This window comes from Streptomyces sp. NPDC045678 (assembly GCF_056432085.1).
Window position 1 is genome coordinate 1 of the sequence record NZ_JBWKJS010000007.1, and the last position, 13,593, is coordinate 13,593.

Below are 13,593 nucleotides of genomic sequence, written 5' to 3' on the forward strand. Positions count from 1 at the left end.
AGATCTGGAAGCCCGGTAACGGGTGGAGGTGACTGGTACTAATAGGCCGAGGGCTTGTCCTCAGTTGCTCGCGTCCACTGTGTTGGTTCTGAAACAACGAACAGTTGTGTCGGCTGAACAGCGTCACTATTTAATTGAAGAGTGTGCTTGTTCGCTGCCCTGTTTGAGATCCTGCGAATCCGCAGGATATTTCATAGGGTTTCGGTGGTCATAGCGTGAGGGAAACGCCCGGTTACATTTCGAACCCGGAAGCTAAGCCTCAAAGCGCCGATGGTACTGCAGGGGGGACCCTGTGGGAGAGTAGGACGCCGCCGAACAATCTTTGGAGGACCCCTGGTCCCAGCGTTCACGCTGGGACCAGGGGTCCTTTTGTTTTTGTCGAAGCGCGCCGGCACCCCGGCTGCGCGAGAATGACTGCGGTACCGAAGACTAGGAGTCACCCATGTCCCCCAACTCTCCCGACGAGCGACCCGAGCGCGACCAGCGCCGCCGGGACAGTGGTGACCGGGGCGGCTATCGCGGAGCGGCTCCCCGACGGGACAACGACCGCGGTGACCGCGGTGGTGACCGCGGCGGCTTCCGACGTGACGACCGGCGCGACGACAACCGTGGCGGTGGCGGTGGCGGTGGCGGTGGCTACCGAGGCCGCGACGACCGCCGTGACGACCGTCGCGACGGTGACCGTGGTGGACGTCCCCCGTTCCGTCGTGACGACCGGTCCGGTGGGCCTCGTCGCGATGACCGGCGTGATGACAACCGTGGTGGCTTCCGGCGCGATGACCGGCGTGATGGTGATCGGCCTGCGTTCCGGCGGGACGATAGCCGTGACAACGACCGTGGCGGGTTCCGTCGGGATGACCGGCGTGACAACGACCGCGGTGGCTTCCGGCGTGATGACAACCGTGGCGGCGGTGGCGGCGGTGGTGGCTACCGCGGGCGTGACGACCGGGCCGGTGGCGATCGCGGTGGGTTCCGTCGTGACGACCGGTCCGGTGGGCCTCGTCGCGATGACCGGCGTGACGGCGACCGCGGTGGGTTCCGTCGTGATGACCGGCGTGATGGTGATCGGCCTGCGTTCCGGCGTGATGACAGCCGTGACAACGACCGTGGCGGGTTCCGGCGTGACGACCGGCGTGATGGGGACCGGCCTGCGTTCCGTCGGGATGACCGCCGTGACGATCGTCGGGATGACCGGCGTGACAACGACCGCGGTGGCTTCCGGCGTGACGACAACCGTGGCAGTGGTGGTGGCTACCGCGGGCGTGACGACCGGGGTCGCGACGACCGCGGGCGCGGGCCGCGGCGTGACGACCGCGGCGGGCGGCCCGGTGGCGGCGGGTTCCGTGGGCGGGACGACCGGCGTGACGGCGACCGCGGTGGGTACCGCGGCGGGCGTGACGACCGTGACCGCGAGCCCATCAGGCGGCTGCCGATCCCCGAGGACGTCACGGGCTACGAGATCGACAAGGACGTACAGCAGGAGCTGCAGAGCCTTCCCAAGGGGCTCGCTGAGGACGTCGCCAAGAACCTGGTGATGGTCGCCAAGCTCATCGACGAGGAGCCCGAGCAGGCGTACGCCTACTCGCGGATCGCCCTGCGGCTGGCCTCCAGGGTCGCCGCCGTGCGTGAGGCCGCCGGCTTCGCCGCGTACGCCAACCAGAAGTACAGCGAGGCGCTCGCGGAGTTCCGTGCCGCGCGGCGCATGACCGGCAGCGTCGAGCTGTGGCCCGTCATGGCCGACTGCGAGCGCGGGCTCGGCAGGCCCGAGAAGGCCCTGGAGATGGCCGGCGCCCCCGAGGTGCACAAGCTCGACAAGGCCGGACAGGTCGAGATGCGGCTCGTGGCCGCCGGGGCGCGCCGCGACCTGGACCAGATCGACGCCGCCATCGTCACCCTGCAGAGCCCCGAGCTGGCCTCGAACTCCGTGCAGCCCTGGACGGCCCGCCTGCGGTACGCCTACGCCGACGCGCTGCTCGCGGCCGGACGCGAGGACGAGGCGCGCGAGTGGTTCGCGAAGGTCATCGAGTCCGACAAGGACGGCAGCACCGACGCGTCGGACCGGCTCGCCGAGCTGGACGGGGTCGAGTTCGTCGACCTCGACGGCGACGTCGATGACATTGATGAGGTCGATGAGGTCGACGCTGATGCCGATGCCGATGCCGATGCCGATGCCGATGCCGATGCGGGTGTTGATCACGATGTCGACGGGCGTGACCGCGACAAGGACTGACGCGCCGGCGTAGAACGATGAAAGGGCGGGCTCCCCTCCGGGGGGCCCGCCCTTTCTGCGTGTCCGTCGTGTCCGTCAGAAAGTGAGGTCCCGGAGTACCAGGCCCGTCGCCGGCTTCGGGCCGAACGACGTCGACTTGCGGGGCATCGTGACGCCCTGCCGGGCCAGGTCGCGGACGACCTCCTCGCGTACCGGATGCATGAGGATCGCCGTGCCGCCGTCGCGCTCCGCCTTCTCGACCGTCGCCGCGGTGTCGTGGATGTACGCGATATGGTCCGGGGTGTCCGGAATCTGCCACACGTGGTCGAGGAGCGTGGCGTGCAGGACCGTCGCGTCGAGGGTGCGCCAGGCCGCCGGGTGGTCGTTCGGGACCGTACGGGCGAGGAGCTCCGGGGACGGATGGTCGACGAGGTGGAAGGCGCCGTCGCCGGCGAGCACGAAGGCGTTGCCCTTGGCCGCCGCCTCGGCCAGCGCTTCGAGGGCGCGGTCGAGCGGCCCCTCCACGGTCCGTATGCGGAAGGAGTCCCCGAGGGCGGCGAGGGCGTCGGAGACCGGCAGCCGGTGGAGGTAGCGGTGGATGGCGCGGACGCGGAGCGGGTAGCGGGCCGTGTCGACGAGGAGGACCAGGCCGTAGTCCCAGGCGCTCGGTGAAGGATGCTCGGCGCGCAGGCGCAGGTTGGTCGCCCAGCGGTGGTGGCCGTCCGCGATCAGGGCCTGGTGGCGGGCGAGGTCCGACTGGATCTCGGCGATCTCCGCCGGCTCCGTGACCGCCCACAGACGGTGGTGGAAGCCGTCCTCCGTGGTCGTCGAGATGAGGGGCTCGCGGCGGGCGGTGCGTTCGACCGCGGCCGTCGCGCCGTCGGGTTCCGTCTCGCTGTCGAGGTCGTCGCTGCGGTACGTGAGCAGGAGCGGCTCCAGATTCGCGGACGTCGCCCGCATGAGGGCGGCGCGGTCCTCGACGACGTGCGTCATGACGCCCTCGTGGGGGAGGACGACGCCGTCCGCGGCCTCCGAGAGGCGCAGTGCGCCGATGATGCCGCGCTGCAGGATCTCGCTGTCCCGCTGTTCGTACACGTACAGGCTGGGCTCACTGTCGGGGGCGAGGACGCCCTCGGCGAGCCAGGTGTGGAGGGTGTCGGCGGCCTGCTGGTTGCGTGCTTCCGGACCGGAGGCCTGCGGGAGGATCAGCCGGACGATGTTGTGCGGGTCGGCGGATTCCAGGTGGAGCAGGCCGTCCGGCCGTACGACCACGTCGTACGGCGGTGAGGTCACCGCGGCGAGACTGCCGACCCGTTCGGGGACGTAGCGCACACCCCGGAACGGGATCAGATCGAGGCCGGTGACGTCGTTGTGACCCGCTGTGTTCATTAGGGCATCGTATGTGTGTCAGTGGCATAAGCGATGATCGGGGGAGTGGGATCGAGCGAGGAGCGATGCGTAATGAGCCAGGCCGCGAGCGGGAATGCAGAAGGCCGTGTCAGGACGCGCCCGGACGGCAGCGAACGGGCGCTCAGTGAGGTGTACGACACGGCTCTCCTCGACCTCGACGGGGTGGTCTACGCGGGCGGGCACGCCATCGCGCACGCCGTCGAGTCGCTGGGCACCGCGCGCGACGGCGGTATGCACCTCGCGTACGTCACGAACAACGCGCTGCGGACGCCGGACGCGGTGGCGGAGCACCTGACGGAGCTGGGGATCGCGACCGACGGCTCGGACGTCATCACGTCGGCGCAGGCCGCGGCCCGTCTGGTGAGCGAGCAGGTGCCGCAGGGCGCGCGGGTGCTGGTGATCGGCGGTGAGGGGCTGCGGGTCGGGCTGCGCGAGCGGGGTCTCGAGCCGGTCGATTCGGCCGACGACGATCCGGTGGCGGTGGTGCAGGGGTACGGGGGCCCGGACATGGTGTGGGGGCGGTTCGCGGAGGCCTGTTACGCCATCGCGCGCGGGGTGCCGTGGTTCGCGTCGAACACGGACCTGACGATCCCGAGCGCCCGCGGCATCGCGCCCGGCAACGGCGCGGCGGTCGAGGTCGTCCGGATCGCGACGGGCGCGGAGCCGCAGGTGGCGGGCAAGCCGCTGCCCCCGATGCACCGCGAGACGATCCTGCGGACCGGCGCGGAGCGGCCGCTCGTGGTGGGCGACCGCCTCGACACGGACATCGAGGGGGCGTTCAACGGCGAGGTGGACTCGCTCCTTGTGCTGACCGGCGTCACGGACGGCGCGCAGCTGCTCGCCGCGCCTCCCGAGCACCGGCCGACGTACGTGGACGCGGATCTGCGCGGCATGCTCACCGGTCAGCCGGAGGTCGCCGAGGTGGAGGGCGGGTTCGGCTGCGGCGGCTGGACCGCTTCGGTGCGTGGCGAAGAGCTCGTGCTGGAGGGTGCGGGCGAGGCCATGGACGGGCTGCGCGCCCTGTGTGCGGCGGCCTGGACGGAGGCGGGCGACGGCGCGTGCGGTCTCGACGCGGGGAAGGCGTTGTCCCGGCTGGGGTTGTGAGGACCCGGGCCCGGCGCGGGAGTCCGTCAGGCGTTTTCGCCGGAGTCGATCAGTTGGTCCGTGGTCGTTCCCTTGCGCCAGTAGCCCGAGAAGGACACCCTCTTGCGGTCGTGGCCGCGGTCGCCGACGAGGTGGCGGCGGACGGCCTTGACGGTCGCGGACTCGCCGGCGATCCAGGCGTAGGAGGTGCCTTCGGGGAGGTCCGTGCCGTGGATCGCGTGCGGCGTGGTGCCCACCCGCGTGAGCCAGTGGATCTCGGCGTCGGCCTCGGTGGGCAGTTCCTGGCGGTCGGCGAGGTCGTGGACCTCGATCCAGACGCGGGTCGGCAGGCCCGCCGGAAGCGTCTCGAGGATGTTGGCGACGGCGGGCAGCGCCGACTCGTCGGCGGCCAGGAGCAGCCAGTCGGTGTCGTCGGGGATGCGGAAGTCGTACGCCGAGTTCTCCGCCTCGACCGGAGCGAGGACGCCGATGCGGGAGCCCGGCCGCGCGGTCCGCGCCCAGCTGGTCGCCGGGCCGTCGGCGGGCGACGGGGCGGGGTCGTGCACCGCGAAGTCGATGACCAGCTCGTCCGGGTCGCGGCGCAGGGCACGGGTCGTGTACGTGCGCATGATGCCCCGTACCGAGGGGTCGAGGTCGCACCAGGCGGCGTACCAGTCGAGGGCGTTCCCCGATGTGGTGTCCGGCATGACCGGGGCGTCCTGGCCCGGGTGCGGCAGGAAGATCTTGACGCGCTGGTCCAGGCCGGCGGTCGCCATGCGGGACAGGTCGGCGCCGGTGAACGTCACGCGGATCATGGCGGGGGTGATGTGCTCGGCGCGCACCACGTCGACGTCGAAGAACTGGTACGGGGAGTCTGTCATCGCTTGAGCCTCTTCGACTTCTCGACGGCGGCGGCGAGCCGCTCGAGGACGGGTGCGTAACCGGCGTAGCTGTAGCGTTCTTCCATCGGCCACGGGATGGTCTGGCCCGCCTTGACGGCCGGGAGCTCGTTCCAGGTGGGCTTCTCCGCGAGCTGCTTGGAGGAGAGCGCGGACGTACGGTTGTCGATCATGATGAGGTCGGCGTGGTACCGGTCGGCGTTCTCCCAGCCGAAGAACTCCCAGAAGCCCCACTCGTCGCTCTTCTTGCCCTCGACGAACTCGATGCCGAGGTCCTTGAAGTAGTTGAGGTCGCAGTAGGAGTCGGGGACGGCGACGTACATCTGGTCGGAGGTGCCCGTCATCGCCATGACCTTGAGGCCCCGGTTGGCCTCCGCGGCCTTGCGCAGGGTCCGTTCGGCGCGGTGGAAGCGGGCCTTGGCGGCGCGCACCCGCTCGGTCTCCAGGTCGGCGCCGAGGGAGGCGGCCAGTTCGGTGTAGCGCTTCAGCGGTTCCTCGAGCGAGGTGCGGGCGACGCTGATGCCGACGGTGGGGGCGAGCGACGCGATCTTCTCGGTGCTCTCCTCGGGCACGTACCAGAGGGCGGGCGCCGGGAACATGTTGCTGATCAGCAGGTCGGGCTCGAGGGCCGCGTACTTCTCGATGTTGAACTGGCCCCACTCGGTGCCGAGGCTGGTGAGACCCTTCAGGTTCAGGTCGCCCGTCTGCGGGTTCGGCTTCCCTCCGACGGGGTCGGAGGGGCCGAAGATACCCTTGCACTCGATGCCGTAGTCGTGCAGGGCCGCTGCCGTGCTGACGAAGGCGACGATGTTCTTCGGGAGCTCCTCGGCCGTGGCGGTCCTGCCGCGGTCGTCCTTGAAGCGCCAGGCCCCGGCACCCCGGCCGTTCCTGCCGTCCCGGCCCGCGGAAGAGGCGTCGCCGTCGCCGCAGGCGGTGAGCAGGGCGCCGAGGCCGAGTGCGCCGCCCGCGAGGAGTACGCGGCGGCGGTTCGGGGCAGGTGAGGGGGAGCGCCGGGCTGCGCGCATGGGTGGTGCTTCTCTCGTCGAAGTCCAGTGCGAGGGTAGGCTAACCTAACCAGGTGTTGGTCGACAGTCCCCCAGAATCGCGCGCGGAGACCGCCGCCGCGCCCCCCGGACGCCGCGCGATACGCAGCGTCGGGTTGCTCGTCGCGCTGGCCGTCCTGCTCTTCGTTTTCCTCGCGAGCATCGCGGTCGGCGCCAAATCGATGTCCATGGACCAGGTCTGGCACGGACTGTTTCAGGACACCGGGACGTACGGGGACGTCGTGGTCGGTGAGCGGCTCGCCCGCAGCCTCCTCGGACTGCTCGCCGGCGTCGCGCTCGGCCTCTCCGGCGCCGTCCTCCAGGCGCTCACCCGCAACCCGCTGGCCGACCCCGGACTGCTCGGCATCAACCTCGGCGCGTCGGCCGCCGTCGTCAGCGCGATCAGCTTCTTCGGCGTCACGTCGCTGAGCGGCTACGTGTGGTTCGCCTTCACGGGCGCGCTGCTCGTCGGCGTACTGCTCTACTTCCTCGGCGGGTCGCGCGGAGCGACCCCGGTACGGCTCGCGCTCGCGGGCACCGCGCTCAGCGCCGCCCTCTACGGCTATCTGCAGGCCGTCATGATCATGGACGGTGCGGCGCTGAACAAGATGCGCTTCTGGACGGTCGGCTCCCTGGCCTCCGCCAACATGGACACCATCAAGCAGGTGCTGCCCTTCCTCGCGATCGGCACCGTGCTCGCCCTCTCCCTGGCCCGGCCGCTGAACGCCATGGCCATGGGCGACGACACCGCCCGCGCGCTCGGCGCCCACCTCACCCGCACCCGCGTCCTGTCCATGGCGGCGGCGACCCTGCTCTGCGGGGCCGCGACCGCCGCCTGCGGCCCGATCGTGTTCGTCGGCCTGATGGTGCCGCACATGGTGCGCTCCTTCACCGGACCCGACCTGCGCTGGATCCTGCCCTACTCGGCCGTGCTCTCGCCGGTCCTGCTGCTCGGCGCGGACGTCGTCGGGCGCGTCGTGGCCCGGCCCGCCGAACTCCAGGTCGGCATCGTCACCGCGGTCATCGGGGCGCCGGTCTTCATCTTCCTCGTACGTCGGCGCAAGGTGGCCCAGCTGTGAAGGCGATACGCACCCGGGGCGGCTTCTCCGTCCGCCTCGACGTCCGCACGGCCGTGGTCATCACCCTCCTCGTGGTCGCCGCGCTCGTCTCCGGCGTCGTCCTGATCGGCACCGGCGACTTCGACATCCCGGCCGCCGACGTCGTCCGCACCCTGCTCGGCGACGGCGACGCGGGACAGGAGTTCATCATCAACGACCTGCGGCTGCCGCGGGTCCTCGTCGGGCTCCTGGTGGGCGCGGCCCTCGGGCTCGGCGGCGCGCTGTTCCAGTCCATCGCCCGCAACCCGCTGGGCAGCCCGGACGTACTGGGCCTCGGGCAGGGCTCGACCGCCGGGGCGCTCACCATGATCGTCCTGTTCCAGGGCAGCGCGGTGCAGGTCGCGGCCGGCGCGCTCGTCGGCGGACTCGTCACCGGCCTCGCGATCTACCTGCTCGCCTGGAAGCGCGGTGTGCACGGCTACCGCCTCGTCCTCGTCGGCATCGGCGTCTCCGCGTTCATCACCGCCATCAACGGCTATCTGCTCACCAAGGCGGACTTCGTCGACGCCGCGCGTTCCGTGGTCTGGATGACCGGCTCCCTCAACGGCCGCGACTGGAAGCAGGTCTGGCCGCTGCTCGTGCTCTGCGCCGTCCTCGTACCGCTCGTGCTCCTGTACGGGCGTCCGCTGCGGATGCTGGAGATGGGCGACGACGTCGCCAACTCGCTCGGCGTACGCGTCGAACGCACCCGGTTCGTGCTGCTCGGCGCCTCCGTGCTGCTCACCGCGGCCGCCACCGCCGCCGCGGGCCCCGTCAGCTTCGTCGCGCTCACCGCGCCCCAGCTGGCGCGCCGCCTCACGCGCTCGCCGGGACCCAACCTGATGCCCGCCATGTTCATGGGCGCCACGCTCCTGATCGTCGCGGACTGGGCCTCGCAGCGGGCCTTCGGCGCCGACCAGCTGCCCGTCGGCGTCGTCACCGGTGTGCTCGGTGGCGTCTATCTGCTGTGGCTGCTCGTCAGCCAGCGCAAGGCGGGACGGATATGAAGCCCCGCCGCGAACCCGTACCACCCCACGACCAGGAGCGTGCTGCTGTGAACCGGCTCATCGCCGACGACGTCACCCTCGGCTATGACCAGCGCGTCATCGCGGAGAAGCTGTCCGTCGAGATCCCCGACAACTCCTTCACCGTGATCGTGGGCCCCAACGCCTGCGGGAAGTCCACGCTGCTGCGCGCCCTGTCCCGCATGCTCAAGCCGTCCACGGGGCGCGTCCTGCTCGACGGGAACGTCATCCAGTCGATGCCCGCGAAGAAGGTCGCCAAGACGCTCGGACTGCTCCCGCAGTCGTCCGTCGCGCCCGACGGCATCACCGTCGGCGACCTCGTCGCCCGCGGCCGCTACCCCCACCAGGGGCTGCTGAGGCAGTGGTCCGAGGACGACGAGCGGATCGTCGACGAGTCCATGGCGTCGACCGGCGTCGGCGAGCTCGCCGAGCGGTACGTCGACGAGCTCTCCGGCGGCCAGCGCCAGCGCGTCTGGATCGCCATGGCCCTCGCCCAGCAGACGCCGCTGCTGCTCCTCGACGAGCCGACGACGTTCCTCGACATCCAGCACCAGCTCGACGTCCTCGACCTCTGCGCCGAGCTCCACGAGGAGCAGGGCCGCACGCTCGTCGCCGTCCTGCACGACCTGAACCACGCCGCCCGCTACGCCACGCACCTCATCGCGCTGCGCGACGGCGCGGTGCTCGCCGAGGGCCCGCCGTCCGAGATCGTCACGGCGGAGCTCGTGAAGGAGGCGTTCGGGATCGACTGCCAGATCATCGACGACCCCGAGACGGGGACGCCGCTGGTGGTGCCGGCGGCGCGGGCGGGGCGCCGGACGACCGCTAGAGCAGCGACCTGAGGCGCAGCAGGTCCCGGAAGCCCGCTTCCAGTTTCACCCGGCCCGACGCCCACGCCTTCGCGAAGTTGAGTTCGCCGTCCACCATCGCGAGCAGGTCGTCCCCGGTCATCGCGAGACGGATCTCGGCCCTCTCGCGCGGCGGCCCCGGGTGGCTGTCGAGCACCGTGATCCGGCCGTTCTCGAGCCGGCCCGTGAAGGTGACGTCGAGATCGGTGATGCGGCAGCTCAGCGAGCGGTTCAGGGCAGCGGCACTGCGCACGTCGCCGTCGGCCGACGCGAGGGTGTCGGAGAGTTTGTCGAGTGCTGTACGGCACTCCGCCATGGTCGCCATCGTGATCGACCGTACCCCAGGCCTTCGCGGTAGCGTCGTGCCATGAGCGACTCTTTCGCGGGCCCCGGACAGGGGGAGGCGGTGGAGCCGGAGCGCCAGGTTCCGGACGATCCTTCGTACGACCCCGCCGCCCCCGCGCCCCTCGGCGTCGAGCGCACGCCCACCGGGAACTCCGAGGTGGACGCGTGCCTGGCCCGGCTCGGCGACGCGGACCACCTCGCCACGGACGGCCACATCGAGGTGTACGAGGATGTACACCGTGGCCTGCGCGACGCGCTGACCGCGCTCGACGCGCGCCCCGGCCCGCCGGCGCCCACCGGGGCACCGGCAACTCGATCTTCGTACGACAGGAGCTGAACCGAACGTGGCAGGAGTGGCACGACGCCGCCTCGACGCCGAGCTCGTCCGCAGGAAGCTCGCGCGCTCGCGCGAGCACGCGAGCCAGCTGATCGCCGCAGGCCGGGTCGCGGTCGGCAAGACCGTCGCGACCAAGGCGGCGACGCAGGTCGAGACGGCCGCCGCGATCGTGGTGACGCAGGACGACAGCGACCCCGACTACGTCTCGCGCGGCGGGCACAAGCTCGCGGGCGCCCTCGCGGCCTTCGTGCCGCGGGGGCTGACCGTCGAGGGGCGCCGCGCGCTGGACGCGGGCGCGTCCACCGGCGGCTTCACCGACGTGCTGCTGCGCGCGGGCGCCGAGCACGTCGTCGCCGTCGACGTCGGGTACGGCCAGCTCGCCTGGTCGCTGCAGAGCGACGACCGGGTCACCGTGAAGGACCGCACGAACGTACGCGAGTTGACGCTCGAAGCCATCGACGACATCCCTGTGGACGTGGTCGTCGGGGATCTCTCCTTCATCCCGCTCGGCCTGGTGCTGCCCGCCCTGGTGCGGTGCGCGGCGCCCGACGCGGACCTCGTCCTGATGGTCAAGCCGCAGTTCGAGGTCGGCAAGGAACGGCTCGGCAGCGGTGGCGTGGTGCGCAGCGCCGAACTGCGGGCGGAAGCCGTGCGCGGCGTGGCACGGCAGGCGTGGGGGCTCGGCCTCGGGGTGCGCGGGGTGACCGCGAGCCCGCTGCCCGGACCCTCCGGCAACGTCGAGTACTTTCTGTGGCTGTGCGCCGGGGCCGATGAGCTGGACCCGGCGGATGTTGACCGTGCCGTGGCGGAGGGGCCCCGTTGACCCGGACCAGAGTGACCCAGACCCGAGCTCGTACCGTCTTCCTGCTCGCGCACACCGGGCGGCCCGCGGCCATCCGCAGCGCCGAACTCGTCGTCCAGGGGCTGCTGCGCAGCGGTCTCGGTGTGCGGGTCCTCCAGGCGGAGGCGGTGGACCTGCCACTGCCCGCCGAGGTGGAGACGGTCGAGGAGGCCACGGCCGACTGCATCGACGACTGCGAGCTGATCGTCGTCCTCGGCGGTGACGGGACGCTGCTGCGGGGCGCCGAGTTCGCCCGGGCGTCCGGGGTGCCGATGCTCGGGGTGAACCTCGGGCGGGTCGGCTTCCTCGCGGAGGCCGAGCGGGACGACCTCGACAAGGTCGTCGACCGGGTGGTCACCAAGGCGTACGAGGTCGAGGAGCGCATGACGATCGACGTCCTCGTGCACCGCAACGGTGACGTCGTGCACCGCGACTGGGCGCTGAACGAGGCGGCGGTGCAGAAGGTGTCGCCCGAGCGGATGCTCGAAGTCGTCCTGGAGATCGACGGGCGGCCCGTCACCGGGTTCGGCTGCGACGGCATCGTCTGCGCGACGCCCACGGGGTCCACGGCGTACGCGTTCTCGGCGGGTGGGCCTGTGGTGTGGCCGGAGGTGGAGGCGCTGCTCATGGTCCCCATCAGCGCGCACGCACTCTTCGCCAAGCCGCTCGTGACGTCGCCGGACTCCGTGCTGGCCGTCGAGGTCCAGCCGCACACGCCGCACGGGGTGCTGTGGTGTGACGGGCGGCGGACTCTGGAGCTGCCCTCGGGGGCGCGGGTCGAGGTGCGTCGGGGTGAGGTGCCGGTGCGGCTCGCTCGGCTGCACCATGCGTCGTTCACGGATCGACTTGTCGCCAAGTTCGCGTTGCCGGTTTCCGGGTGGCGGGGGGCTCCGCAGTAGGACTGCACGGTGCGGGTCGTGGGGGCTTGTCGCGCAGTTCCCCGCGCCCCTTGGCTACCCTTCGCCCCCGGCGCCTTTACGTTGTGCTCAGGACCGAGACGGGTCGCCTTCGCATCGCTGTGCGTACCGGGATGCCCGTTGCCAGGAGCGCGAGGAGCAGCGTGCCTGTCGCTATTCCTGCCGGTACCGGCCACGGCAGGTGCGGGAGCGCTGAGCCGAACGCCGTGCTGAGGATGGGGGCCAGCGTGGCCAGTGCGATCGCCGTGCCCAGGAGCAGGGCCGTTCCCGCCACGACCGCCGCCTCCCATGCCGCCATCGCGCCGACCTGTGCTCGTCGGCTGCCCACGACCCGTAGCAGCGCCACGTCACGGCGGCGTTCGAAGGAGATCATGGCGAGGGTGTTCGCCGCGGCGATGGCGGCGAAGCCCGCGTACAGGCCCGTGCCCACGTAGTCGAGCCAGACCTCGCCCCGGTCGCCCGCCGAACCCGTGTAGTGCCGGGCCGTCGTGTGCATGCCGATCTTGGTGAGGCCGAAGCCCACGACCAGGAGGAGCGGGACCACCGCGGCGGAGAAGCGGCGGGGCTGCGAGCGGACGTTGAGCATCGCCAGGCGCGCGCTCGGGCCGAACCGGCCGACCACCGACGAGACCAGCCAGGCCGCGGGGCCGATGATGCGCGGCCCGAGGAGGCCCGCGCCCACGCAGAAGAGGATGAGTACCAGGAATGCTCCCTCGCCCGCCTCCTCCGCGGGCCGGGAGGAGAGGAGTAGCGCGACGGCGCAGGCTCCCGCCACCGCCAGGACGCCGAGCGGTCCCCGCAACAGGCCCAGGCCGCGACGGCCCGTGGCCGCCTCGCTCAGGGCGCGGGCCGGGCGGAGCAGCGAGAACCGCAGCGCGGACAGCATCGCGGCGAGCGTCGTCGTCACCACGGCCACGCCGACGCACACGGGCAGGGCGAGCCAGCTGAAACGGAAGCCGGCCTCGGCGGGCAGCAGCCCGTGGTCGACCATCCCGGCGTGCCACCACCGCGCGCCGAAGCCGCCCAGCACGAAGCCGGCGAGAGCGGCGGGGACCGAGGCCGCCAGCGCCTGTGCGGCCACCGCACGGCGGATCTGGCGGGGTCTGGCGCCGATGGAGCGGACCATCGCGAGTTCGCGGTGCTGCTGCGCGACGGCCGTGCCCATGGTCGACACGACCACGAAAATCGACATGTAGATGGAGCCGATCAGCAGGACGACGGCCATGTCGCCCACGCCGTTCTCCTCGATCTGCCGGCGGGCCGCCGCGGAGAGCCCCGCGCGGTCCGTGCTCGTCGTGCCGAGCATCATCGTCGACGCACTCACCACGGTCGCCGCGAAGAGCGCGGCCACCGCCGTCCCCACGAAAGCCGGGCGGTGTGCGCGCAGGGCCGCCCGGGCCAGTCCAGTTGTCATGTGGATCATGGTCTCGCCGGGTGTGCGGAGGGAACCATGTGGAGAACCGGTGGATCTTGCGGGGGACAGCCCCACCCCCGGTGCGACGGGAGGGTCGCCTGTTCCGGAGGCCCACCCCAGCGGGT

The 13,593-nt window shown here is 71.5% G+C and carries 14 protein-coding genes and 1 rRNA gene; 10 read left to right on the forward strand and 5 right to left on the reverse strand.

The window, feature by feature from the left end; all coding sequences use genetic code 11:
- Window positions 1-200 precede the first annotated feature (200 nt).
- The 3 genes from rrf (at window position 201) to AC07DO_RS24095 (ending at window position 2,230) form a co-directional block, all read left to right on the forward strand.
- Window positions 201-317, forward strand: a 5S ribosomal RNA gene (gene rrf, locus AC07DO_RS24085).
- A gap of 243 nt (window positions 318-560) precedes the next feature.
- Complete coding sequence (locus AC07DO_RS24090; RefSeq protein WP_479063227.1) at window positions 561-1,535, forward strand: hypothetical protein; 975 nt, start codon at window positions 561-563, stop codon at window positions 1,533-1,535.
- Window positions 1,427-2,230 (forward strand): tetratricopeptide repeat protein, encoded by an 804-nt coding sequence (locus tag AC07DO_RS24095; protein ID WP_479063228.1) that lies wholly within the window; start codon window positions 1,427-1,429, stop codon window positions 2,228-2,230. Before AC07DO_RS24090 ends, AC07DO_RS24095 begins: the two co-directional genes overlap by 109 nt.
- Before the next feature lie 75 nt (window positions 2,231-2,305).
- Here AC07DO_RS24095 and AC07DO_RS24100 read toward each other — a convergent pair whose 3' ends face one another.
- Window positions 2,306-3,598: a DUF1015 domain-containing protein gene (locus AC07DO_RS24100; RefSeq protein WP_479062509.1), complete on the reverse strand. Its 1,293-nt coding sequence runs from the start codon at window positions 3,596-3,598 to the stop codon at window positions 2,306-2,308.
- A gap of 72 nt (window positions 3,599-3,670) precedes the next feature.
- Here AC07DO_RS24100 and AC07DO_RS24105 point away from each other — a divergent pair, with 72 nt between their 5' ends.
- On the forward strand, window positions 3,671-4,723 hold the full coding sequence (locus tag AC07DO_RS24105; RefSeq protein WP_479062510.1) for an HAD hydrolase-like protein: 1,053 nt from the start codon (window positions 3,671-3,673) through the stop codon (window positions 4,721-4,723).
- A 26-nt stretch (window positions 4,724-4,749) separates the two neighbouring features.
- On the opposite strand, the gene AC07DO_RS24110 is transcribed toward AC07DO_RS24105, so the two are convergent.
- Window positions 4,750-5,583: a siderophore-interacting protein gene (locus AC07DO_RS24110; protein ID WP_479062511.1), complete on the reverse strand. Its 834-nt coding sequence runs from the start codon at window positions 5,581-5,583 to the stop codon at window positions 4,750-4,752.
- Window positions 5,580-6,626 (reverse strand): ABC transporter substrate-binding protein, encoded by a 1,047-nt coding sequence (locus AC07DO_RS24115; protein WP_479062512.1) that lies wholly within the window; start codon window positions 6,624-6,626, stop codon window positions 5,580-5,582. The genes AC07DO_RS24110 and AC07DO_RS24115 overlap by 4 nt, the downstream gene beginning before the upstream one ends.
- Before the next feature lie 53 nt (window positions 6,627-6,679).
- Here AC07DO_RS24115 and AC07DO_RS24120 point away from each other — a divergent pair, with 53 nt between their 5' ends.
- Genes AC07DO_RS24120 through AC07DO_RS24130 form a run of 3 tightly spaced genes read left to right on the forward strand, consistent with a single transcriptional unit; the run spans window position 6,680 to window position 9,608 of the window.
- Window positions 6,680-7,723, forward strand: a complete 1,044-nt coding sequence (locus AC07DO_RS24120) for a FecCD family ABC transporter permease (RefSeq protein WP_479062514.1) — start codon at window positions 6,680-6,682, stop codon at window positions 7,721-7,723.
- Entirely contained in the window at window positions 7,720-8,748 is a 1,029-nt protein-coding gene (locus AC07DO_RS24125) for a FecCD family ABC transporter permease (protein WP_479062515.1), read from the forward strand. The genes AC07DO_RS24120 and AC07DO_RS24125 overlap by 4 nt, the downstream gene beginning before the upstream one ends.
- A complete protein-coding gene (locus AC07DO_RS24130) occupies window positions 8,745-9,608 on the forward strand; it encodes an ABC transporter ATP-binding protein (RefSeq protein WP_479062516.1) in 864 nt (287 codons plus the stop codon). Before AC07DO_RS24125 ends, AC07DO_RS24130 begins: the two co-directional genes overlap by 4 nt.
- On the opposite strand, the gene AC07DO_RS24135 is transcribed toward AC07DO_RS24130, so the two are convergent.
- The gene (locus AC07DO_RS24135) at window positions 9,592-9,939 is read right to left on the reverse strand and encodes an alkyl sulfatase C-terminal domain-containing protein (protein WP_479062518.1); all 348 of its coding nucleotides are present in this window, start codon (window positions 9,937-9,939) and stop codon (window positions 9,592-9,594) included. The genes AC07DO_RS24130 and AC07DO_RS24135 overlap by 17 nt on opposite strands.
- Before the next feature lie 42 nt (window positions 9,940-9,981).
- Here AC07DO_RS24135 and AC07DO_RS24140 point away from each other — a divergent pair, with 42 nt between their 5' ends.
- The 3 genes from AC07DO_RS24140 to AC07DO_RS24150 are packed head-to-tail and all read left to right on the forward strand — an operon-like array spanning window position 9,982 to window position 12,036.
- Window positions 9,982-10,296 (forward strand): hypothetical protein, encoded by a 315-nt coding sequence (locus tag AC07DO_RS24140; protein WP_479062520.1) that lies wholly within the window; start codon window positions 9,982-9,984, stop codon window positions 10,294-10,296.
- A gap of 7 nt (window positions 10,297-10,303) precedes the next feature.
- The gene (locus AC07DO_RS24145; protein ID WP_479062521.1) at window positions 10,304-11,119 is read left to right on the forward strand and encodes a TlyA family RNA methyltransferase; all 816 of its coding nucleotides are present in this window, start codon (window positions 10,304-10,306) and stop codon (window positions 11,117-11,119) included.
- Between the two features lie 11 nt (window positions 11,120-11,130).
- Window positions 11,131-12,036, forward strand: coding sequence for an NAD kinase (locus AC07DO_RS24150; RefSeq protein WP_479062523.1), 906 nt, complete (start codon window positions 11,131-11,133; stop codon window positions 12,034-12,036).
- A 76-nt stretch (window positions 12,037-12,112) separates the two neighbouring features.
- On the opposite strand, the gene AC07DO_RS24155 is transcribed toward AC07DO_RS24150, so the two are convergent.
- Window positions 12,113-13,468, reverse strand: a complete 1,356-nt coding sequence (locus tag AC07DO_RS24155; protein WP_479062524.1) for an FtsX-like permease family protein — start codon at window positions 13,466-13,468, stop codon at window positions 12,113-12,115.
- Between the last annotated feature and the right edge of the window lie 125 nt (window positions 13,469-13,593).

Coding starts and splice junctions, on each gene's coding strand:
- AC07DO_RS24100 (WP_479062509.1), bottom strand. CDS start 3,598: ATGAACACAGCGGGTCACAACGACGTCACCGGCCTCGATCTGATCCCG.
- AC07DO_RS24105 (WP_479062510.1), top strand. CDS start 3,671: ATGAGCCAGGCCGCGAGCGGGAATGCAGAAGGCCGTGTCAGGACGCGC.
- AC07DO_RS24110 (WP_479062511.1), bottom strand. CDS start 5,583: ATGACAGACTCCCCGTACCAGTTCTTCGACGTCGACGTGGTGCGCGCC.
- AC07DO_RS24115 (WP_479062512.1), bottom strand. CDS start 6,626: ATGCGCGCAGCCCGGCGCTCCCCCTCACCTGCCCCGAACCGCCGCCGC.
- AC07DO_RS24130 (WP_479062516.1), top strand. CDS start 8,745: ATGAAGCCCCGCCGCGAACCCGTACCACCCCACGACCAGGAGCGTGCT.
- AC07DO_RS24135 (WP_479062518.1), bottom strand. CDS start 9,939: ATGGCGACCATGGCGGAGTGCCGTACAGCACTCGACAAACTCTCCGAC.
- AC07DO_RS24140 (WP_479062520.1), top strand. CDS start 9,982: ATGAGCGACTCTTTCGCGGGCCCCGGACAGGGGGAGGCGGTGGAGCCG.
- AC07DO_RS24155 (WP_479062524.1), bottom strand. CDS start 13,468: ATGACAACTGGACTGGCCCGGGCGGCCCTGCGCGCACACCGCCCGGCT.